The sequence below is a fragment of the Pirellulales bacterium genome, assembly GCA_019636335.1.
In the GTDB taxonomy this organism is placed as follows: Bacteria; Planctomycetota; Planctomycetia; order Pirellulales; family JAEUIK01; genus JAHBXR01.
In genome coordinates this window covers 102,066-123,899 of sequence record JAHBXR010000017.1, presented here as the reverse complement: position 1 = coordinate 123,899, position 21,834 = coordinate 102,066, and the positions used below count along the sequence as shown (strand labels likewise).

Genomic DNA, 21,834 nt, shown 5'->3' with positions numbered 1-21,834 from the left:
CACCCCACTCGAATCGCCCCCGCCCGCCGCGAGATTTGCCCCCCGCTCGCGTGACCGTTACACTCGACACGGCTGGACTATCTGGCCGGACGCTGTCCCTTCCGTGACGCCGAAACAGCGAACCTTGCGATGCCCCGACGTGACGACCGTCTGGCTGGTCCGACCAACGCACCGCGTTTGACGCGCCGTCGCATGCTGGAAGTGGGGGGACTGGGCCTGGCTGGCATTACGTTGCCGCGTCTGTTGGCGGCGCAGGCCAAGGCGGCCGAGTCCGGCCTCGCGCCGCGCGCGGACTCGTGCATCATCATCTTCTTGAACGGTGGGCCCAGCCATCTCGATATGTGGGACATGAAGCCCCATGCGCCAGACGGTATTCGGGGCGAATTCAACCCGATCAGCACGTCGCTGGCCGGCGTGCAATTGTCCGAACATCTGCCCCGTCTGGCCACCGAGATCCACCGGGCGACCATCGTCCGTTCGATGCATCACAGTGTGAACAACGCGCACGCCGCGGCGGTCTATACGTCCCTCACCGGACACGATCGGGGCGAGATCGGCGGGGGCACTCTCCCTACCGATCATCCTTCGCCCGGCTCGGTGTTGGCCCTGCGCCGCCCCCCCGAGCGCACCATCGTGCCGCACGTGACGCTGCCCTACATCACGAAAGAAGGGGCCGGGGGGCCGCCGCAACCGGGCTTCTTCGGCGGCATCCTGGGGCGCGCCTACGATCCCCTCTTCGTGCTGCGCGATCCGAACGCCGCCGACTTCGGTGTGCCCGAACTCACCCTCTCGGCCGATGTCTCGCTCGAGCGGCTCGCCGCGCGCCGTGCGCTGTTCGATGGCTTGGATCGCGAACGCGAGGCCATGCCCCTGCGCGAGACCCTCGATGCCATGGATCGCATGCAGCATCGGGCCCTCGACCTGCTCACCTCCCCCGACACACAGCGCGCGTTCCGCCTCTCGGAAGAGACCGACGCGGTGCGCGACTCGTACGGTCGCAATATCTATGGTCAAAGCGTGCTGCTGGCACGGCGACTGATCGAGGCAGGCACCCGGCTCGTCAACATCTCTTGGGCGCCCGATGCCAACGCCACCTGGGACACGCACGGCAGCAACTTTCAATCGCTCAAGAGCACGCTGCTGCCGCAGTTCGATGCCGCCTGCACGAGCCTGATCGGCGATCTCGCCGCGCGCGGGCTGCTCGATCGCACGATCGTGGCGGTGCTGGGAGATTTTGGCCGTTCGCCGAAGATCAACGCCAACAACGGTGGCCGCGATCACTGGAACTGGTGCTATTCTCTGATGCTCGCCGGGGGCGGCTTCCGCGGGGGGTACGTCCATGGCGCCAGCGATCGCATCGGGGCCTTTCCGGCCCGCGATCCTCTCGTGCCCGGCGATATCATCTCGACGATCTACCACCAATTGGGCATTTCACCGGCGAGCGAAATCCACGACTCGCTCGGTCGCCCGTTCCGCCTGGTCCCCGCCGGAAATGTGGTGCCAGAACTGCTGGCATGACGCTAGCAACCGCAGAGGCGCCCGCAAACTCTGCCCGAAGCGCCTCTCTTCATGCGATCCGCCGCCGCGCGGGGGAACATCACCCCGGGGAAGCCGCACGAGTTGGCGGCGCCTGCCGATAAGAACGATAGGACCGATTGCACCCACCGCGCGTGTGGTGCGATTGCCGGTGACGCTGCCGATGTGCCCCTTTGGTCGCCGGACGCAGACCCTATCACCAGGCCGCGCCCCCGCAGCGCAGCCCCCCGAGAAGCATCCATGGCGTGGATCCGAGTGCCGAACGCAAGCCGCAGGGCCCTGTTCGCCCGCGCGCGCCTGCTGCCGGGCGTACTGCTCGCCTTGGCGCTCGTGGCGCTCTACGCCTTGCCCAGCGCGGCGCAGCTCGCGCGGCTGCCGCACGCCGATCCCTCGGCGATCATGCGCCCGGCGGAATCGGCCGAGTGGTACGATGCCGCGCCATCGCCCGATTCGGTCTACGCGGCCGAGCCTGTCGAACCGCACGTGCCGTCGGTACAGATCGACGACAGCGGCGTCAACGGAAGCTGGTTCGGTCCCGAACTCGCACCGCAATCGTCGCTTGGCCCGGGCTCGAACGGGCCACAAGCCACCGCGTCGAGCTACGGGCCGGTCATGAGCCAGACCACCTACGGTTCGGCCGAGGTACACGACTACGAGCCGCGCTTCGAGCGAGGCTATCGCGGCGACGACGATCCTTGGGGCTGGGTCGTGCTGCCGCAGGCCTTGCTTTATCGCTCCTACCTGGCTGGCACGCGCGAGCCCCGCATGGGCACCTTCTTCAGCCATACGAGCGGACAAGATGCCTTGTGGGATTCGACGCTCGGGGCGCGCGTCGGCATTCTGCGCTACGGCAACCGCAACGAGACCGACCCCGAGGGCTACCAGCTCGACGCCGAAGGCGCCGCCATCCTGCGAATGGACCCCGACCACGAGATGGACATGGTCGGCACCGACTACCGCGCCGGCTGCGTCCTGACGCATCTCGAAGATGGCTTCCAGTGGAAGACGGGCTACTACCATCTCAGCGCCCACCTGGGAGACGAGACGATCATCCGCTATCCCAACATTCGCCGCATCAATTACGTTCGCGATGCGTGGATGCTGGGCATCGGCTATTACTGGACTCCCAAGTTACGCCTATACATCGAGGCCGATTGGGCCTTCAACACCGATGGGGGCGCCAAGCCGTGGGAATTTCAGACCGGGTTCGACTGGGCCCCCGCCACGCCCACCGGATTTCGCGGCGAGCCCTTCCTCGCCCTGAATGCTCATGTCCGCGAAGAGAACAACTTCAGCGGCAACCTCGTCGTGCAGACGGGCTGGGCCTGGCGCAGTGCCGGCCCGGGGCGCATCTTCCGCATCGGCTTCGAGTATTACAACGGCAAGAGTCGCCAATACGAGTTCTTCGACCAGTTCGAACAGCAAATCGGCGGCGGCTTCTGGTACGACTTTTAATATTCCCCAGGCCGTGACAAGGGGGCCGTGCGCTCACCCAGCCTTGCCGGGAGAGCTTTGCTTTGGGGACAATACTCTTCACTCTTCCGACGATCTGTGGGCCGGCCCCCGCGCATCACAACCCGAAGCGTAAGCGAGGGAATTCCTGCAAAGAACGTCGAGCAAAGTGTTCCCTCGCTCACGCTTCGGGTTGTGATGCGATGGCTCGTGTGATTCTTCTGCCCGCCGCGCGCTAGATCTTCATCTGCTTGGCGATGATCTCGAGCATCACCTCGGTGGCGCCGCCGCCGATGCGGTCGAGCCGAATATCTCGATAGGCGCGCTCGATCAGATACTCGTTGAAGTAGCCGTAGCCCCCGTGTAGCTGCAAGCAGTCGTCGATGATGCGGAAGGCCGCTTCCGAGGCGAACGCCTTGGCCATCGAGACCTCTTTCAGGCTCGGCATGCCTCGCACGACACGCCACGCCGTCGTATAGAGCAGCGAGCGTGCCGCTTCGAGATCCATGTAGCTGCGGGCCAGACGCTGCTTGGTCACCTGCATGTCCGAAAGGTGTCCGAAGCCGAAGGGGCGCTGCTGCGCGTAGGCCACGGTATTCCCCAGCGCGGCCTCGGCGGCGCCCACGGCCCCGGCCGCGATGACGAGCCGCTCGTTCTCGAAGCAGCTCATGATCTGGTAGAAGCCACGGTTCAACTCGCCGAGCAGGGCATCGGCCGGAATGCGGCACTCATCGAAGGTGAGCAGTCCCGTGTCCGAGGCGCGCCGGCCGAGCTTGCCTTTCAATTCCTCGACGACGAATCCCGGCGCCGAACGTTCCACCAGGAACATGCTGATACCGCGGTGGCCGGCGGCGGGATCGGTCTTGGCCGAAATGCAGTACAGGTCGGCGTGAATGGCGTTGGTGATAAAGATCTTCGACCCGCGCAGCACCCAGTGCTCCCCTTCGAGCGTGGCGGTTGTTTGCATGCCCGCCACATTCGACCCGGCGCCGGGTTCGGTAATGCCCAGAGCCGCCACCTTGCGCCCCGCGCACAGGTCGGGCAGATAACGCGACTTCTGCGCCTCCGTACCAAAACGCACCATATGCGGCATGGCGATTTCGCTGTGCGCGCCGAAGCCCATCGGCGGACCGCTCGTGTGGGCGTGAGAAAGTTCCTCGGCCAGGACGATCGCCATGCGGACATCGGCGCCGAGCCCGCCATACTGCTCGGGCACGCAATGCCCAAAAAAGCCCAGCTCTCCGCCGCGCAAGAAGAGCGATTTCGGAAATCGGCACGCGGCCTCCCATTCGTCGGCGTGCGGATTGATTTCGCGCGCCACGAACTGGCGAATCGTGCGGCGAAACTGCTCGTGTTCCGGACCGAAGAGAAAATGCTGACTGGCGGGGGCGTCGGAAGAGGCAGGCGGACGTTCGGCAACGGACATGCTGGTGTTCTCCAAGTGTTGGGCGCGGTCAATTACACTCGGCTCCGTGTGTCCCGTCAAATTCTCGGCATTTTTGGAACCCGATCGCGGTCCAGGACTCGACAGACTGCCGAGAAATTTGGTCCCGCGCGACTTACCCGCCAACCGTGACTCGACGTACAATGCAGGGCGCAGCGGACCCACTTACACGTTCTCTCTTGCGGAGCCACGATCATGGCCGTCAAGCCGATTCCTGACGGATATCACACCGTCACGCCCTATTTGATCGTGTCGGGGGTGCCGAAGCTGTTGGCGTTCATGAAGCAGGCCTTCGACGCCCAAGAGATGAGCCTGACGCGCCATCCCGACGGCTCGGTGATGCACGCGGATATGAAGGTCGGCGATTCACGGATCATGATCGGCGAGGCCCGCGACGAGTGGCCCCCGTTGCCCGCCATGATTTATCTTTACGTGCCCGATACCGACGCCACCTATCAGAAGGCGATTGCCGCTGGCGCCGAGACGGTCATGGAGCCGGCCGATCAGTTCTACGGCGATCGCAACGCCGGGGTGAAGGATCCGACCGGCATCTTGTGGTGGATCGGCACGCACCAGGAAGACGTCTCGGAAGAAGAGATGTCGCGTCGCATCAAGGCGATGTCTCAACAGCAGAACAAGTAAGGTACGAACGACTGAGGGGGGCAAAAAGTCCGATTACCGGAGAAGGAACGTTGATTTCTCGTCTGCGTGAAGTTCTAACGCTCGCGGCGCTCGCCGTGCTGACGTCGATTTCGGTGGCCTCGGCCGTCTATGTCGCGCGCCATGGACTGCACGAGCCGCAACTCGACGCGAACTCCGATCTGTTTACGCTCGTCTCGACGGCCAGTTTGCTGAGCGAGCCGGTCGAAAAGCGGATGCGCGTCGTGCGCCGGCTCGAAGCCGAATTCGCGCGTGGCGTGGCCTGGCGGAACCGGATCGAATCGCTCGATGACGAGGCCTGGGAGCAAACGCAAGCGAACTTTGCCGAGCTGACCCGGCTGTGGCTGCTCGAAAAGGCCCGGAACTACCACGAGATTCCCCAGGGCGGTCAGCGCGAAGATTTCTTCCGCGGCGAGGCGAAGATCATGATGGCCTGGGGGGCTGCCTCGCTCAACCGCCGCGATCGCACGCTGCAGCGCGCCGACCGTGGGCGCCACCGGCAACTGCTCCGGGTGCCCGACATCATGGCGACCGGCTCGCTCGGCTCGCTCGGTTGGCAATCGAACGACGAGGCCGACAGCGTCAAGACGTTTCTGGCGGATGCCTTGTCGTTCTTTACGAACGTGCTGCAAAAAGAAGGGGGATTGAACGGCATCCGTGCGCCCCTGGGAGCGCCGGGAGGCTTTTGAGCCGTCAGCTCAGTTCTCTCGCTCCTTGACGAGCGTTACTTCGTTCCCCTTGTGGTTGAAACGCACTTCGTCCATGAACGTGCGCATCAGGATCAGTCCGCGGCCACTCTCGCGTTCGAGGCTCACCGGGTCCGAGGGATCGGGAATCGTCGAAGCGGCAAACCCGGGGCCTTCGTCGCGGATCGTGTACTCGGCCCGCTCGTGCGAGATCTTCGCCGTCACGTGCAAACGGCGGTCTTTATAGGGGGCCGTCTGGCGACGCGCAGCGACGAGATCGTCCCCCTCGGGCTGTAACAGCCCGCTGCTGGCATCGCGCAGCTCCTCGGTGCTCAACTCGAGGTTGCCGTGATAGAGCGCGTTGAGCAACGCCTCTTCGAGCGCCACGCCGACGCGGATGCGTCCTGTCTCGTCGCACAGCCGCATCCGCATGACGTGCTCTTGCAAATAGTCGACCAGGGGCGGGATCAGCGCGGCATCGTTGTCGAGCACGAAGACCGTTTCGGCCTGCGCGACACATTCCATCAGCCGGTCATGCCGGCGATCGGCACGGGCCATGGCCAGCACGTTTTCGACCGTATCGAGCAGGTCGCGGGCAAGATTCGACTTGGGGACGTAGCTGGCCGCGCCTCGCTCCAGCGCCTGCACGGCGATGTCTTCGCTGCCGTGCGCCGTCATCAAGATCACCGGCAGCAGCGGAAAACGGCGCCGCACCGTTTCGGTCAACTCGAGCCCGTTCATCTCGGGCATCTGCAGATCGGTCACCACGGCATCGGGAAGCTCGGCCTCGATGCTGGCCAGTGCCTCGCGGCCGTTCGCGGCATAGCTGATCGTGAGCTGGCCATGTTTTTCGAGAATGCCGCCTGCCAAGCGGCGATCGACCGGGGCGTCGTCTACGACGAGAACCTTCGTCATCGGTGCATGCTCCCCACGTGTGGATACTGGCGAAGTCGGCAAAGCAACGTCGAGCGTTTCCATCACCGCATCTAGCCGGTGGGCCATCTTACTCGATGGCCCTGCGCGAAGAAACTTGGCCGCCCCGGAAGATTTTACTCTTCGCGGCTCGCCTGCCGCCGGCGATTCGCTGACGATCTGTCCGGATCTCAGGTCTCCGCGCTTTGGGTTTCTTCTTCACTCTGCGAGTTTACGAACTCGGCCAGGATCGGCTGCAATCGTTCGACTTCGGATCGCAGACGCTGCCAGGCGCGATCGGCGCCCGCCAACTCGGCGGCGCGACCCATGTTTTCCAGCTCGAGCGCTCGCTCGAAGGTACTCTTCAGACCGAAGTACCCCACCGAGTTCTTGATCGTGTGGGCGACCCGCCGCACGCTGGACGCATCGGCCCCGTCAATGGCCTCGCGCAGCTCGCCGATCAAGCGCGGCGCATCGTCGAGAAACAGGCCCACGATCTCGCGCAGCAGTTCGGCATCGCCATTGACGCAGGCCAGAGCTGTCTGCGGATCGAAGACCAGCTCGCTCTCCCGTTCGTCGATGGTCTCTTCGACGACGGGCTCTTCCGCTCGGCGGTTCGCCCCGGGTGGCCGCGATTCACCAGCCATGACCGGAGCCGCAAGTTCCTGACAACCGGCCGCTCGATACCTTTCTGCGCGCTCGACGGCGGCAAACAGCTCCCGCGCGCGGATCGGCTTGGCAACATAGTCATCCATGCCGGCGGCGAGGCAATCTTCGCGATCCCCTTTCATCGCGTGAGCCGTCATGGCGATGATCGGCAGATGCTGGCCCGTGCCTTGCTCTTGGGCGCGAATGGCGGCCGTCGCCTCGAGCCCTCCCATCACCGGCATCTGCACATCCATCAGCACCAGGTCGAACTGCTCCTGGCCTAGACGTTCGAGCGCTTCGCGTCCGTCGCTCGCGCACACGACGTGATGCCCTCGGGCGCCGAGCATGCTGACCGCCACCTTCTGATTGATGGCGTTGTCTTCGGCCAGCAGGATGCGCAGCGGCCGTACCGCGGCGCCGAAATCGCTCGTCGGGCGTGCAATCGCCGCAGTGGCCTGCACCGATGCGGCGTCGACGGCCAGGGCCGCGAGCAGATCGGTCTGTTTGACCGGCTTCATCAGACAGCGCACGTGCGGCAACTCGGTTCGCCCGATCACGCTGTGCCCCACGTCGCCGTGCGTCATCAGCAAGATGGCCGCCGTCGGCGGCGTCTTGGCGTGAAGCTGCCGCACGACCTCGAGCCCGTGCTCATCGGGCAGTCCCGCATCGACGATGGCGCCGGCAAAGGCGCGCCCCTCGGACAGTGCTTGTGCGAGGGCGGCGAAGGCCTCGCGAGCGTTGGCCACGGCAACCACGCGGGCGCCGGCGCCGGCCACCGTGTCGGCCAGAGACTGGCGACAGGCAGCGTTATCTTCGACGATCAACACCGCCTTGTCGGTCAGCGACGGGGCGGGGAGAGGTCGATCGTCGGGCACCACCTCGAACGTCGTGGTGAAGTAAAACGTGGTCCCCTGGTCGGGCACGCTTTCGACGCCTATCGAGCCTCCCATCAGGTCGACGAGCTGTGAAGAAATCGCCAGTCCCAGGCCCGTTCCGCCATAGCGGCGCGTCGTCGAGTCGTCGGCCTGCTGGAAGGGCTCGAAAATGGCCGCCTGCTTGTCGTGCGGGATACCGATGCCGGTGTCGCGTACTTCGAACCGCAGCGTGATCGCCCCGCCGTCGGCGACCGCCGCGCGGTGGACGCGCAGCACGACTTCGCCCTGTTCGGTGAACTTCACGGCGTTTCCCACCAGGTTGAACAGTACCTGGCGCAGCCGCGCCGAATCTCCCACCAGCCGGTCGGGCACGTCCGCGTCGATGTGGCAGATGAGCTCGAGCTCCTTCTCGTGCGCCCGCAAGGCGAGCGCATGCAGGGCGTCGCCCACGTCGTCGCGCAGGCGGAATTCGGTGGGATCGAGCGTCAGCTTGCCGGCCTCGATCTTCGAGAAATCGAGCAGCGTATTGATCAGCGCCAGCATGAATTCGGCCGATTCGAGCACGCCGGAGAGTAGCCGCCGCTGCTCTTCGCCCAAGTCGCTGGCGAGCGACAACTCGGTCATGCCGATGATGGCGTTCATCGGCGTGCGAATCTCGTGACTCATGTTGGCCAGAAAGCGGCTTTTGGCGCGATTCGCCTCTTCGGCGACCAGCTTCGCTTCCTTCAGCTCGGCCTCTTCCCGCTTGCGCTGCGTTACGTCGCGGACGATGAAGAGCACCGTGTCATCGCCGCAGACCACGACGCGCGATTCGAGATGGCGCAATCCCTCGGGCGTGGGCAACCGCAACTCCAGCGTCTGCAATTGCCCGGTCGACAACGCGCGATAAATCACCGCCAGCAGCCGATCGGCCAGGTCGTGCGGAAAGTAGTCGGTTACCTTGGCCCCGACGGTGCCGGCGGGAAGCGCCACGCCGAACTCGCGGCTGGCCCGGGCTTCGAGGCATTTCCCTTCGCGATCGACGATCAGCAGCAGGTCGGGGGTGGCATCGAGCATGGCGCGATTCTTCGCCTCGCTCGCGCGCAGGTTTTCTTCGGCCTGCATCTGGTCGTCGATGTCGCGCAAGAACGACAACGACGCCGGGCGTCCCTCCCACGTGACGATGACCGAGTTGATCTCGACCCACAGCTTACGGCCGTCGCTCGTGACGGCGCGAAAGCGGTACCGGCTCGGCACGTCCTCCCCCTCCAGTCGGCGCGTGTAACGCTCGACGACCAGGGCACGATCTTCGGGAGCGATGATCTCGGTGAAGGGCATCGTCGCCAGTTCGGCGAAGGAATAGCCCAGCATCGCCTCGGTCTTGGGGTTGGCAAAGTGGACCGCACCGTCCTGCGCGATCACGATGGCGTCGTTGGCATTTTCGACGAGCGCACGGTACTTTTCTTCGCTGGCGCGGAGGGCCTCTTCGGCCTGGCGGTACTCGTCGAGATAGCTTTGCAGTTGTTCCTTCTCGCGCGTCAGCACGGCCGTCTGCTTGAGCAATTCGAGATCCGTGGATTCGCCGGTTCTCGATGACTCGGGAGGTGTGGCGCCGGGCAAAAGACGCCGCCCCAACAACCAGGCGGCCGGGGCGAGGACCGCCACGGTCATGAGCACCGCCAGAAACCACCCAAGCTCGTTCACGCGATTCGCTCTCCCACACGCGTCGCACTCGTGCCCCGACTCTCACCCTCGGCACGTCGCGAGCCGCGCGAAACGTGGCGCTCAACTCCAGAGTTGCCACCAGGGCCGTTTCGCCCGCGCGCGGAACGCCGGTTGTTCGGCCGTGCGGCCGCGCGCGTTGACGGTGCCGTGCATCTTGGCGCCGACGAGCCGCGCGGTCGTGAGATTGGCCCCCGCCAGGTTCGCCCCGTCGAGATTGGCCCCCGACAGGTCGGCCCCGCTGAGGTTCGCACCGCGCAGGTCGGCCTTCATCAGGTTAGCACCTTGGAGGTTCGCCCGCAGGTCGGCCATGCTCAAATCGGCGCCGGCGAAGTCGGTGCCCACCATGATGGCCCCGGCCGCCTGGGCGTAACGCAGGATGGCCCCATCGAACTTCGCGCGAGAAAGATTCGCCCCGATCAAGAAGGCGTCGGTCAGATTCGCGGCACTGAGCAAGGCCTCTTCAAAATTGGCATTGTTCAGATAGCTGCTGTTGAACAGGGTTCCCTTGAGCCGAGCCCCGCGGAAGTTGGCGTCGCGGAGGTCGCAATTCGCCAGGTTGGCCCCGGTCAGATCCAAGTCGGCCAGGTTCGCCTCGCGCAGCTTCGATCCCGTGAGCTTGGCGCCCGAGAGCGTGTCGGCCTCGATGCGCAGCAGGACCACGGAGGTCTTTCTGTGCCTGATCTCGATCACGGCACGTACCCCAAACTAGGACGCCCGAACGGCGCGGCCTCGCGAGCGCGAGACATGACGCAGACAGGATAAGTGGGGCCTCTCGCTGATCCGACGCTGTCAGGCTATCGCGGCCGGGCAAGTTGGGCAAGCAAATGCGACCTGCCCCCTGTCCCACTCGAGCCACTAGCCCTTTGGACGGCGAGCAACCACCAGCGATTCAGTTTCGCCTGCCGCCGTTCCCCCCACAAGTAGTTATTCTCCCTAGACGAGCAAAGGGGAGCTCAACTGGGTATGTTGGGAAAAGGCCTTGCCGCTTCGCACCGGACAGGAACGTCCCGCTGGCAGCCCTTTCGCCGGCGAACGTTGCAGGTCGCTTCAAGTTTGCCGGGCCAACAGACGAATTGGTCGATAACTCGTCATGGCCCTGTAGGCGTGGGCAAACTGCTCCTCTTCATCCTTCGCCGGAACTTATGCCCCCCGTGGACTTTCGCGTCGATCTCGAGGTCTTTCGCGGACCGCTCGATCTGCTCCTGTACCTGGTGCGCAAGCACGAGGTCGAGATCACCGATCTGCCCGTCTCGCTGATCACCGAACAGTACGTGCGTTACCTGGACGTGATCGAACATCTCGACGTGAATGCGGCGGGGGACTTTCTCGAGATGGCCAGCACCCTGGCCGAGATCAAGTCGCGGCTGGTCCTGCCACACGGCGACGAAGGAGAACTCGAGCTCGAAGATCCCCGCCAGGAGCTCGTGCGGCAACTGCTCGAGTACAAGCAGTTCAAAGATGCCGCCAGCATGCTCGACGAGCGGAGCCGTGCCTGGCAGGAGCACTTTCCGCGGGTGGCCCCCGACGCGCCCCCGCAAAATCGCGACCTCGCGCACGAGTCGCTGCAAGAGGTCGAGCTGTGGGATCTGGTCAGTGCCCTGGGACGCGTCATGCGCGACAACCTGGGAGGTCCGACCTCGAACATCGTGTACGACGACACACCGATCCACGTCTACATGTCGCGCGTGCATACCCGGCTCAACGAACGGGGAAGACTCGCCTTTAGCGACCTCTTCGAGCGTGGCATGCACAAATCGAGAGTCGTGGGCATCTTTCTCGCGCTGCTGGAGCTGGTGCGACACCACTCGGTCCGCGCCGAACAGAACGAGCTGTTCGGCGAAATCTGGCTCGTCCCGGGAGAGAATCGCCGCGAGGACGTCGATTTCAGCGGAGCGGACTCCTACGAGCATCAGCCGGCAACGAACTCGGCGGAGCCGGTCGTGGAATCGACCGCCCCCGCCGACGTGGAAGAAACCACCGAGGCGCCCGCGATCGAAGAAGCATCGACCACCGAGCCGGCCGCTGAAGAACCAGACGAGTTTCCGCAGTAGGCGTGAAGCTTTTTTCGCGGAAGTCGGAAGCTCGTCGGTGTCGCGCCGCATCATCGACGGTGCCACCCGGCTTGGGAACCCGAAAATCAGGCTTTGACAGAGCACCACCTCCGCTGTGCTTAGGTGTGGAACTGGAGGAGCGCGACCATGTACAACAGGTATATCGTCACGAACATGCCTCCTTCGAAGCGCGACACGCTCCGTCCCGTGATGAAGACGGGAATACAGAGCAACGCCACGGCCGCCATGATGGGAATGTCGAAGAACAACAACTGCGGCTCGACAGGGATCGGCTGTGGTGAGGCCAGGCAAGTGATCGCCAGGATCACCAGGATGTTGTAAATGCTGCTGCCCAGCAGATTGCCGACGGCAATATCGCGTTCGTTCTTGATGGTCGCCACGACGGTGGTCACGAACTCGGGCGCCGAGGTCCCCACGGCCACGATCGTCAGGCCGATCATGGCATCGGAGACGCCGAAACTGTGGGCGATGCTGACCGCGCCACCGACCAGCCAGTCGGCGCCGAGAATCGACAACACGATGCCTATGCCGAGGATCGTGGCAAACTTTATCCGCACCCGCCTCGAAGGTTGCACGACCTCGCTCGGCTCGACGCCGAACTGCTCCTGAAACTCTTTGGCCGTGTTGCGAGATTCCTGGCGACTCAGCCGCACCAGCGCCACGGTGTAGAACCCTGCCGCCGTCAGCATGAGCGCGCCGTCGAGCCGAGACAGGATCCCGTCGAACGCCAAGACGGTCATCATCGTCGCGGCGACCACCATCACCGGCAGTTCCAGCTTGAACACCTGCAAGTGCAGCGGGAGCGGACGCAGCAGGGCGCTCAGGCCGAGAATAAACAGGATATTGAGCAGGTTGGTGCCCGCGATATTGCCCACGGCAATCGCCCCGCTCCCCTGCACGCACGCCGTGATGCCGACGGCCAGCTCGGGAAAGCTGGTGCCAATCGCGACCACGGTCAGCCCGAGAATGAGCGGCTTGACCCCCAGCGAGGCCGCCAATGCCGCGCCCCCCCGCACGACGAGCTCGGCGCCGACAATCAGGACGACGAGTCCCCAGATGAATAACGCTGCGCCCCACATATCCAGCTTGCCTCCTGTCGCGCAGCCTGAGCGAAATCGATGTCTGCGATGTACGTTCGGATAGCATTCCCGTTCGACCCGTCCGGCGACGATCAGCAGTCGTGCGACCCGTTGGCGGCTGACTCGACGGGTCCACGCACGATCTGCACTGAGCAGGGCGCGCCGGTCGCCACCGCCAACGAGACGGAACCGAGCAGGAAGCGACGAACCGGGCTGTATCCGTGCGACCCCACCACGATGAGATCCGCGTCCCACCGCTCGGCCTCGTCCAGGATCGCGTCCTTCGGCAGCCCTTCGAGCAACAGCGACATAACGCGTAGACCAGGAGCGCGCTGCTCGAGCGTCTCGACCGCGGCCGTAAGATGGCCTAGTGCCTCGCTGCGCTGTTGCTTCACGAGCTCATCGAAGATCGTGGGCGAGGACTTCAACAGGCTCGGCTCCGCCGGCCGGTGGACCGTCACCACGTGTACTTCGGTATCCGGCGGCCACGGACGCCGGCAGACCTCTTCGACGGCGGCGTTGCTGCAGGGCGAACCATCTACGGCTAGCAGAATCTTCATGCGTGTGTCTCCTGGCGAGATTCACGAATCACTCGAAGGAGCGCTCGTTCGAGCACTACACTTCCGCCGCGAGCAACAAGGCACGAGTCTCGTCGACGGTCTCAGCCTCGCGGAGCAGCCGACGTTTGTCCTCTTGTCCCGCGATGCCCGCGATCAAACTGAGCAGCAGCACCTGCGTCTCGGGGTGTTCCACCGGCGTGACGATCAAGAACACCAACTTCACCAATTCGGCCGAAGTTCCGCCGAATTCGACACCTTCCGCCGAACGACCGAAGACGACCAGCGGATTCGCGAGACCCGGGCAACGCGCGTGCGGAATGGCCACTCCGCCACCCACGTGCGTCGGCAACTCGCGTTCGCGCTCGATGGCCAACTCGGCCACATCGACCCCGTTCGGCAGGCGGCCGGCTGGAATCTTGGCAGCCATTTCGACGATGACCTCCTGCGAGGTGCGCCCCTGCAGTCGCAGCAGGCTCTCGTCGGTCCACAAGACGTCGGTCAACATGAGCTTCGAATGACGAGGATACTCGTCTTCCATGCGACCGATGACACGTTCCAAGATATCCTCGATCGTGAGGATGCCCACCGGCACGCGATTATCTTTCACGACGCAAATCGTGGCGCCATCTCGTTGGAACTGCAGCAGGATCGCTTCGACGTCGTCCTGCGGCGTGACTTCGATCAGCGGCCGTATGAGCGAGGTCCAATCCACGCCCGACGAGTTCAGGGCGATCAGATCCTTGGCCAGCAAGTAGCCCACCGGATCTCCGGCGGCGTCGACCACCGGCCAGCGCGAGAACTTCTGCTCGCCGAGCTGGCGCCGCACGTCCTCGAGATGGGCCGACTGCGACAGGCGGCGCACGCGCGTCCACGGAATCATGATGCTGTGGACCGACTGTGAGCGCAGGTTGGAAACATTCTCCAGAATCAGTCGCAGGCGGATGTCGCGCACGGCGCCCTCGATGCGTTCGCGACCGGCGCCCGCATCCACCAGCACGAGCCGCGCCAGCGCCACGGCGGCCTCGCCTTCCTCGTAGATGGCGGCCGACGCGCCGGCCTGTTCGAGATCTTCGCGCTCGCGCAGGTAGCGGGCGCGCACCAGCACCTTAATGCGGGGATTCAACGTCCGGGCCAGCGTGACGATGGCGGTGCGGTTCGTGGCCTGGGGCAGCGTCAGCACGAGGTAGGCCGCGCGCGGCACGCCGGCCTGCTCGAGGATCGCTTCGCGCGAGGCATCGCCGTAGATGGATGTTTGTCCCTGTCGCTGCAAGTCGATCACGGTGTCAGAATTCATGTCGATGACGACGGTCGCCATGCCGGCATCGCGCAACAGGCGATTGACCGTCTGACCCACGGGGCCGTAGCCCACGACCACGGCCAGCCGCTGTTCGCCGGCCTTGTGCTGCGCGATGTTTTCGGCAGCCTCGACATTGATCTGCCCCACGCGTCGCTCGGCGCGGGAGTTCAACAATGCCCACAGGCGGGGCTTGGTGCGCAGCCAGCGTTCGATGGGATCGAGCGATCGGAACAGAATCGGATTCAGCGTGATCGACAGGATTGCGCCGCCGACGAGCACGTTATGTCCCGCCTCGGGCATCAGGCCGAATTTCGTGGCGGCATCGGAGAGGATGAACGAAAACTCGCCGATCTGCGCCAGGCCCAGAGCGACCGTCAACGCCGTGCGTACGGAGTGCCCCAGCACGGCCACGATCAGCAGTGCGACGAGCGGTTTGACGATCAAGATCACCCCCATTGCCGCCAGCATCATCAGGGGCTCGTGCAGCAGAAACATGGGGTCGAAGAGCATGCCCACCGCGACGAAAAACATGACGGCGAACGCATCGCGCAGCGGCAGCGCGTCGGCCGCGGCCTGGTGGCTCACGGGAGACTGGGCCACCATCATGCCGGCGAGAAATGCCCCCAGGGCCATCGACGCGCCGAATAGCACGTACGCGCCGGCGGCAATCGCCACCGAGAAGACCATCACGGTCAGCGTGAAGAGCTCGCGCGAGCGCAGTCGCGCGACCTGTAACAACGCCCACGGCACCACGCGCGAACCCACGAAAAGGACGATGGCCACGAGCGCCGCAAGTTTGACGAGCGCCATCGTGATGGCCATCCACGGGTTTGTTGCCGCCGCGACCTCACCGGCGGCAACGACCTCCGTGCCCAGCACGGGAATGATCACGAGCACGACCACCGTAAGCACGTCCTCGACGAGCAACCAGCCCACGGCCACGTGCCCCGCCACCGAGTCGAGCACCTCGGCATCCATCAACACGCGCATCAACACCACCGTGCTCGCCACCGCCATCGCCATACCGATGACGGCGCCGGAACGCGGCTCGATATCGAACATCAGGAAGATGGGAATGCTGATGAGCGTCGCAGCCAGGCTCTGGCCGAGCGCGCCGGGAATCGCCACCGATTTGACGGCGATCAGGTCCTCGAGGTGAAAGTGCAGGCCGACGCCGAACATCAGCAGGATGACCCCCACCTCGGCGAGCTGGTGCGCCAGGTGGATGTCGCCCACATAGCCGGGCGTATGCGGTCCGATCAACACACCTGCCAGCAGATAGCCGACGATCGGCGACAGGCGCAGACGCTGCGTCAGCAACCCCAGCACCCACGCAGCCGTAAAGCCCGCGGCAATGGTCGTGATCAGAGGCAGATCGCTCATCTACAGTCCTCATGTCTCTGCGCGCGGCCAATTCGAGCTTGCCCAGCAAGCTCAAAACAGCAAGTCGACGATTTTTACCAAGACCCAGGGAATCAGCACCAGTACCAGGAAGAAGATCACAATCCTCAACATGAACTGGTAGCTCATGGGTTCATATTTTGCATCCGGCTTCGTTTCCGGTTCTTGCTCGCTCATGGAATGCTCCTGTGTGACAGCACAAACCGCGGACGCGGTTCGCCCTTCGCTACAAATCAGGTACGCGAGTTGATTCGACCAACCGGGCGAATCAAACCTGACAGCGAATATGCTGCGACTGGAGCGTATGGGGCGCGGCAGCCACGTGGACCACCGCCGATGATCTGCCTATCTGCGGCGCGAGCGTATCGCCGCCAAGAGTCGAAAACACCCATGCCGCGAGGCTGGGCCGGAACAGGTCGTGAATCGATTTTGTCGAGCGCACGACGATCACCAGCAACAGCGAGCCGCGCCCGTCATCCGAGCGGGCTCCGCAGAGCGCGTCGGGGCGCTCCGGAGCCCCCTCAGGGCAGACTCCGAGCGTACTCACGAACAGCAGCACCAACGTCATCAGCAAGGTGAAACATCGCACGCGGACATTATGCCGGAATCGCTCGTTGCGGTATAGTCAGAGTCCGCTCGATCGACTGCAAAACGCTGGACTTTTTTCCGGACTTTTCATCGCTCGCACCTTCTGCCCGAAAACATCGCGCCATGAAAGCTGCCTACATCACCGACACGGGGCCGCCCGAAAACATTCAATACGGCGAAGTACCAACTCCCGAACCCAAAGAGGGACAGGTGCTCGTGCGCGTCGAAGCCGTCGCCGTGAATCCGATCGACACGTACCTTCGCGCCGGCATGGTCAAGATGAATCTGCCGCTGCCCTACGTCGTGGGCTGCGACCTGGCTGGCATCGTCGAGCAGGCCGGCCCGGGTGCCTCGCGATTCAAGCAGGGCGCGCGTGTCTGGGGCAGCAATCAAGGACTGCTCGGCCGGCAAGGCACGTTCGCTCAGTTTGCCGCTGTCGATGAACAACTGCTGAATCCGCTGCCCGACGGAATCGATCCGCAACAGGCGGCGGCGCTGGCCCTGGTGGGCATCACCGGCTGGCTGGGGTTGGTCCCGCGCGCAAAGCTGCAGCCCGGCGAAACCCTGTTCGTCAATGGCGGGTCGGGGGGCGTGGGTTCGACCGTGGTACAGATGGCCAAGGCGCTGGGCGCCCGTGTCCTCACCACGGCTGGCACGCCCGAGAAGGTGGCCAAATGTCTCGAGTTCGGTGCCGACCGGGCCGTGAACTACAAGACCGACGATGTCGATGCCGCCCTCAAGGCGTTCGCCCCTGGCGGGGTGAACGTCTGGTGGGAGACACTGCGCGAGCCCGACTTTGAACGGACCGTAGGCCACCTCGCCCCGGCCGGCCGCATGATCCTGATGGCGGGCCGCGATGCGAAGCCGGCCTTTCCCGTGGGTCCCTTCTACGTGAAGGGGTGCTCGCTCTACGGCTTTGCCATGTTCAACGAGCCGGCCGCCATGCAACGGGCCGCCGGCAACCAGATCAACATCTGGATGAAGGAAGGCCGGCTCAAGTCTTGCATCGATCGGGTACTCCCTTTGGCCGAAGCCGCCCAGGCACATCGGCTGCAAGAAGAAAACACGATCGGCAAGGCCGGGACGCTGGCCGGCAAGATCGTGCTCGTACCGTAAACGTGTCGCGCCTAGGCAGCGGCGCTGTGGCTCGTGCCTTGCCCGGCTCGACTGGCCAACACTTGCAGGAAGTACGTTTCGTACTGCTGCGCGATCGACTCCACGCGAAAGCGCCGGCTGTGCGCCAGAAATGCCTTGTGGATGGCCAGCCTCCGCTCGTAGGGGAGCAGTTCGGCAATGGCCTGCTCGAGCGAGGCCTCGTCGCTAAAAAAGCGGACGTTGCCGTCGTCGGTCTCGCGGTACGAGGACTCTTCGGCATGCGCCACCGCAGGCAGGCCGGCCGCAAACAGGTTGGCCAGCTTGACGTTTGATTTGTAGCGCTTGGCCATCAGCGTGCCATGGCGCCCGCCCCGCACGGCTAGCCCGATGTCGAGCGTTCCGAGCGCGGGAGGATTGATCACGAACTCGAGCCCGAGTCGCTCGCACACGCGGGCGGTCGTCTCGGCCCAGGGACCGAGATAGTCTTCGCGCCCCTCGTAACCCACGCGTTGGGCCTGGCGACAGACGATGATCGGCTCTTGATAGACCCGATGGTGGTGATAGAGATGCACCGGATTCGGCACAAGCTGGCCCAGATCGCCGAGCATCGTAGCGTTGGGAAAGATCACGCCATCGACCGGCATCGGCACCAGCAGGCGGCGAAAATAGGCGATCGCGTCGTTCAGCGTGGGATGCGCTTCGCCATCTTCCGGCTGCTTCCAGGGATCCACGACGTCGTAGACGACGGCCTTGCCCTGCGATCGTAGCCATTCGGCCTTGGCGGCATCGAACCGCTTCACGATGCAGAACAGATCGAAGCGCGCCACGTCCCCCGCACGAAGATCCTTCGTGGCCAGGGCCTCCCAGGCCGGATTCATCTCGGCGATCTGCGCGGCGCGCATCTGCCACGAACCGGAAACGCCGTCCCCCAGAAAACAGACGCGCACGCCCCCCCCCGTTGGTTCCGCGTCGCGTCGCCACCATCGTTGCCAGGATTTGAGCCACTGAAACATGCGAGTCATTCTCTACCGCGTGAAAGCTGGGCCTCAGGCCACTTCCTGATCGAGCTTGCGGTTACGAAACTGTGTTGTGCGTTCGAGCCAGGCGGGATCGCGATGCTGGGCGGCACGACTCAACCATTGGGGATGGTTGAAGCACGTGAAGGCCGTCTCTCCCACCTCGCACAGGCGCAATCCCAGGGCGCGCACGAGAAACGACGCGCCGATTTCCGCCGCAATCGCTTCACCGTAATTTTGTCCGAGCGGAAATCCTCCGATGCGGGCCAAGACCTCGCGCCGCGCGAACATCACCAGCGATTGCACGTGCGCGCCGGTCGGCGCCGGCGGAATCCCCTGGCGTCGCCAGAAGTCGCGATAACAAGTCAGCCGATCGACCTGTCGACCACTTACTTCGTGCCCCGGCAGAATCTTCTTGCCGAACTGCCATTCGAGATGCGACCAAGACAGATCCCAGGTCGGCGGGATACGTTCGCCGACGAGCCCGACGTCGGACTGCGACGCTTTCTCGACGAAAGGAAGCAGCCAGTTCTCGCGTGCGACGATGCACTCGTCTTGCAAAAACAGATACGCGTCGCGCGGCGGATCGAGGCGCCAACCTTGCTCCCAGGCGCCGATATTGAAGCCGCGATTCTCGCGATGGACCACCGTCAAATGGCGATGGCGCTCGGGCAGTTCGCAGGGGCGCCACGTCTCGTGGTTGATGACGACCCGCACTTCATAGGGAAATCCCGCGGGCGTCTCGGCCAGGCCATCGAGCAACTGCACCAGCGGCTCGATGGGGCGCGCGTCGTAGTGCGAAACGATGACCCCGACAGGGCCTTCGATCTTGACGTCTTCCCCTTCGCCGACGAAGTGCTGCACGGCATGCCCGATGCGCCGACCGGTGCTCCAGGTCGAGTTCAGCTTGGCTCGAAGTCGTTGCCAGACGTTCACGACCAGTACCTCGTTCAACTCGAACAGGAGTGATTCCAGGGGAGTGGGTTTCCGCTAGGCTGCCTGCCGCAGGGCGAAATTCGTCGAGCGGAGCGAAAGCTGCGGATGATAGTAGGGATCTTCCGCAAGCAGCCGTCCCCAACGCCGTTGCATCCAGGCAATCGCCTGCTGGAATTGGAGGTCGTCGCGGGTATCGCGCCCGCGACTGACCGACTCGTGGTGATACAGCTCGGCCGTCGGCGTGAAGACGATGCGGTGCCCGCGTTCGCCCAGCCGCAGGCAGAAGTCGACGTCGTTGTAGGCGCGGGGCAGCGATTCTTCCAAACCACCGACTTGCCAGAACAAATCGCGGCGCGTCAGCAGGCAGGCGCCGGTAACGGCACTGCACTCGCGCACCGAGGTGAGCAGGCCGTGGTAGCCGACATCGCGGCGCGAGAACCGCTTGTGCGGATGCGAGGCGATCCCACCGATGCCGAGCGCGACTCCGGCGTGCTGAATCGTGCCGTCCGTGTAGAGCAGCTTCGCTCCCACGGCGCCCACGCCAGGCTGCTCGAGCCAACCGACCATATCGGTCAGCCAGCCCGGCGAAATCACCTGGGTGTCGTCGTTCAGCAGCAGGATGTAATGCGAGCTCGTCTGTCGAATGGCCGCATTATTGATCGCCGAAAAATTGTACGGCTGTGGATCGTGGAGCACGCGCATGCGATCGTGCGCGGCGAACTGCTGCAACATCTGACGCGTGGCTGGTTCCGTGCTGCCATTGTCGACGAGTACCAATTCGTAGTTGGGATAGGTCGTGCGGCGCAACACACTCTCGACGGCAACCTTGAGATGGTCTCCCCCATCGCGCGTGGGCATGATGATCGAGACTCGCTCCAGACGTTGCGGCACGGGCGAGACCACTTGCGTGTGGGCGCTGCGTCCGAACGTGACCCGGGCCACGACACGACGCCGTTCGAGAGCCGCTTCGACCGCGCGACGCCGGGCACTTGCCCCGCGGCGCGTCGCCAGCCAGGCCGCCCCCCACACCGAGCGTCGCGGACGGTCGCCCGACACGTCGGGGACATAGTGCGATTCCGCGCGACGGTGGTAAAGCACCGAGGGCAGGTGCGAGATCGTCTCGGCCACTTCCGTGTAGCGCAAGGCGAGATCGTACAAGCGAGCATGCCCCCAGCCCTCGCGCAGTCCTCCCGCCTCGACGAGCAATGGTCGGCGGTAGAACGCGGGGTACACCGTGTAGGGCTGGCTCAGCAGCAGTGCCGGTGACCAGTCGGGTTTGTGAAACGGGTGGCTCAACACCCCGGCCGCATCGAGTTGATCTTCGTCGCCGTAGACGAGGTCTGCCTTGTGGTTCTCTTCGACGTGCTCGGCAAATGCGACCAGCGTCTCGGGAGCCAGGCAATCCCCCGCCTCGACGAACAGCACGTACTCGGCATCATGGCGTGCCACCAGGGCGTTCACCTCGGCCGCGCCATCGGACTTGTGCAAGGTATACGATTCGACCACCGAGAGCCTGCCGGGGAGCGGAGTCATCGTCATCGTCGTGCTGTCGCGCCCCACGACGATGGCGCTCCAGTTCGAGTAGATCACCGCCGTCAGCGAACGCACCGTGCGCGAGACTTCGGACGCCGGGGCATCGTCGGCCAAGATCAGGCACAGCACGCGCGGCGCCGCGGTGAGCGCGCGGCAGCGTTCGGCCAGCGACTGTCGTTCGCCGGCCGTCGGCGGCAACCAGTTCGCAGGCGGGACGGGAGCAAGCTGCGCCGGAGCGGGACGCCACAGCTTGAGCAACGTCTGACCCTGCCGCCAGATCCTGCCGCCGGTCGACGGGCCCGCGGGTGTGCTCGTTCGTGCACGATTCACAGGCGTCTCC

18 protein-coding genes are annotated in these 21,834 nt (G+C 64.5%); 6 read left to right on the top strand and 12 right to left on the bottom strand.

What is annotated here, in order from left to right:
- Positions 1-129: 129 nt before the first annotated feature.
- Entirely contained in the window at positions 130-1,518 is a 1,389-nt protein-coding gene (locus tag KF708_16740; protein MBX3414337.1) for a DUF1501 domain-containing protein, read from the top strand.
- 258 nt (positions 1,519-1,776) lie between these two features.
- Entirely contained in the window at positions 1,777-2,991 is a 1,215-nt protein-coding gene (locus KF708_16735) for a DUF1207 domain-containing protein (protein ID MBX3414336.1), read from the top strand.
- A 232-nt stretch (positions 2,992-3,223) separates the two neighbouring features.
- Here KF708_16735 and KF708_16730 read toward each other — a convergent pair whose 3' ends face one another.
- Positions 3,224-4,414: an acyl-CoA dehydrogenase family protein gene (locus KF708_16730; GenBank protein ID MBX3414335.1), complete on the bottom strand. Its 1,191-nt coding sequence runs from the start codon at positions 4,412-4,414 to the stop codon at positions 3,224-3,226.
- 213 nt (positions 4,415-4,627) lie between these two features.
- On the opposite strand from KF708_16730, the gene KF708_16725 reads away from it, so the two are divergent.
- Together KF708_16725 and KF708_16720 are read left to right on the top strand one after the other, a co-directional pair.
- Positions 4,628-5,074 (top strand): VOC family protein, encoded by a 447-nt coding sequence (locus tag KF708_16725; protein MBX3414334.1) that lies wholly within the window; start codon positions 4,628-4,630, stop codon positions 5,072-5,074.
- 50 nt (positions 5,075-5,124) lie between these two features.
- Positions 5,125-5,781, top strand: a complete 657-nt coding sequence (locus KF708_16720) for a hypothetical protein (protein ID MBX3414333.1) — start codon at positions 5,125-5,127, stop codon at positions 5,779-5,781.
- A gap of 9 nt (positions 5,782-5,790) precedes the next feature.
- Here KF708_16720 and KF708_16715 read toward each other — a convergent pair whose 3' ends face one another.
- The 3 genes from KF708_16715 to KF708_16705 all read right to left on the bottom strand — a co-directional run bounded on the left by KF708_16715 (position 5,791) and on the right by KF708_16705 (position 10,577).
- The gene (locus KF708_16715) at positions 5,791-6,693 is read right to left on the bottom strand and encodes a response regulator (GenBank protein MBX3414332.1); all 903 of its coding nucleotides are present in this window, start codon (positions 6,691-6,693) and stop codon (positions 5,791-5,793) included.
- Between the two features lie 188 nt (positions 6,694-6,881).
- Positions 6,882-9,896 (bottom strand): response regulator, encoded by a 3,015-nt coding sequence (locus KF708_16710; protein MBX3414331.1) that lies wholly within the window; start codon positions 9,894-9,896, stop codon positions 6,882-6,884.
- Between the two features lie 81 nt (positions 9,897-9,977).
- Positions 9,978-10,577 (bottom strand): pentapeptide repeat-containing protein, encoded by a 600-nt coding sequence (locus KF708_16705; GenBank protein ID MBX3414330.1) that lies wholly within the window; start codon positions 10,575-10,577, stop codon positions 9,978-9,980.
- Positions 10,578-11,068: 491 nt separating this feature from the next.
- Here KF708_16705 and KF708_16700 point away from each other — a divergent pair, with 491 nt between their 5' ends.
- Positions 11,069-11,968: a segregation/condensation protein A gene (locus KF708_16700; GenBank protein MBX3414329.1), complete on the top strand. Its 900-nt coding sequence runs from the start codon at positions 11,069-11,071 to the stop codon at positions 11,966-11,968.
- A 119-nt stretch (positions 11,969-12,087) separates the two neighbouring features.
- Here the strand turns inward: KF708_16700 and KF708_16695 are convergent, their stop codons facing one another.
- From KF708_16695 to KF708_16675, 5 genes are all read right to left on the bottom strand, one after another.
- Positions 12,088-13,068, bottom strand: coding sequence for a calcium/sodium antiporter (locus KF708_16695; protein ID MBX3414328.1), 981 nt, complete (start codon positions 13,066-13,068; stop codon positions 12,088-12,090).
- Between the two features lie 92 nt (positions 13,069-13,160).
- On the bottom strand, positions 13,161-13,628 hold the full coding sequence (locus tag KF708_16690) for a universal stress protein (protein ID MBX3414327.1): 468 nt from the start codon (positions 13,626-13,628) through the stop codon (positions 13,161-13,163).
- 55 nt (positions 13,629-13,683) lie between these two features.
- Entirely contained in the window at positions 13,684-16,308 is a 2,625-nt protein-coding gene (locus tag KF708_16685; GenBank protein MBX3414326.1) for a cation:proton antiporter, read from the bottom strand.
- Between the two features lie 51 nt (positions 16,309-16,359).
- Positions 16,360-16,503 (bottom strand): hypothetical protein, encoded by a 144-nt coding sequence (locus KF708_16680; GenBank protein ID MBX3414325.1) that lies wholly within the window; start codon positions 16,501-16,503, stop codon positions 16,360-16,362.
- Positions 16,504-16,594: 91 nt separating this feature from the next.
- The gene (locus KF708_16675) at positions 16,595-16,900 is read right to left on the bottom strand and encodes a hypothetical protein (GenBank protein MBX3414324.1); all 306 of its coding nucleotides are present in this window, start codon (positions 16,898-16,900) and stop codon (positions 16,595-16,597) included.
- Positions 16,901-17,037: 137 nt separating this feature from the next.
- On the opposite strand from KF708_16675, the gene KF708_16670 reads away from it, so the two are divergent.
- A complete protein-coding gene (locus KF708_16670) occupies positions 17,038-18,030 on the top strand; it encodes an NADPH:quinone reductase (protein ID MBX3414323.1) in 993 nt (330 codons plus the stop codon).
- Positions 18,031-18,041: 11 nt separating this feature from the next.
- Here the strand turns inward: KF708_16670 and KF708_16665 are convergent, their stop codons facing one another.
- From KF708_16665 to KF708_16655, 3 genes are read right to left on the bottom strand one after another with little or no spacing between them, the layout of a single operon-like run.
- Complete coding sequence (locus KF708_16665) at positions 18,042-19,022, bottom strand: hypothetical protein (protein MBX3414322.1); 981 nt, start codon at positions 19,020-19,022, stop codon at positions 18,042-18,044.
- A 33-nt stretch (positions 19,023-19,055) separates the two neighbouring features.
- A complete protein-coding gene (locus KF708_16660; protein MBX3414321.1) occupies positions 19,056-19,961 on the bottom strand; it encodes a hypothetical protein in 906 nt (301 codons plus the stop codon).
- Between the two features lie 54 nt (positions 19,962-20,015).
- Positions 20,016-21,824 (bottom strand): glycosyltransferase family 2 protein, encoded by a 1,809-nt coding sequence (locus KF708_16655; GenBank protein ID MBX3414320.1) that lies wholly within the window; start codon positions 21,822-21,824, stop codon positions 20,016-20,018.
- Positions 21,825-21,834 lie beyond the last annotated feature (10 nt).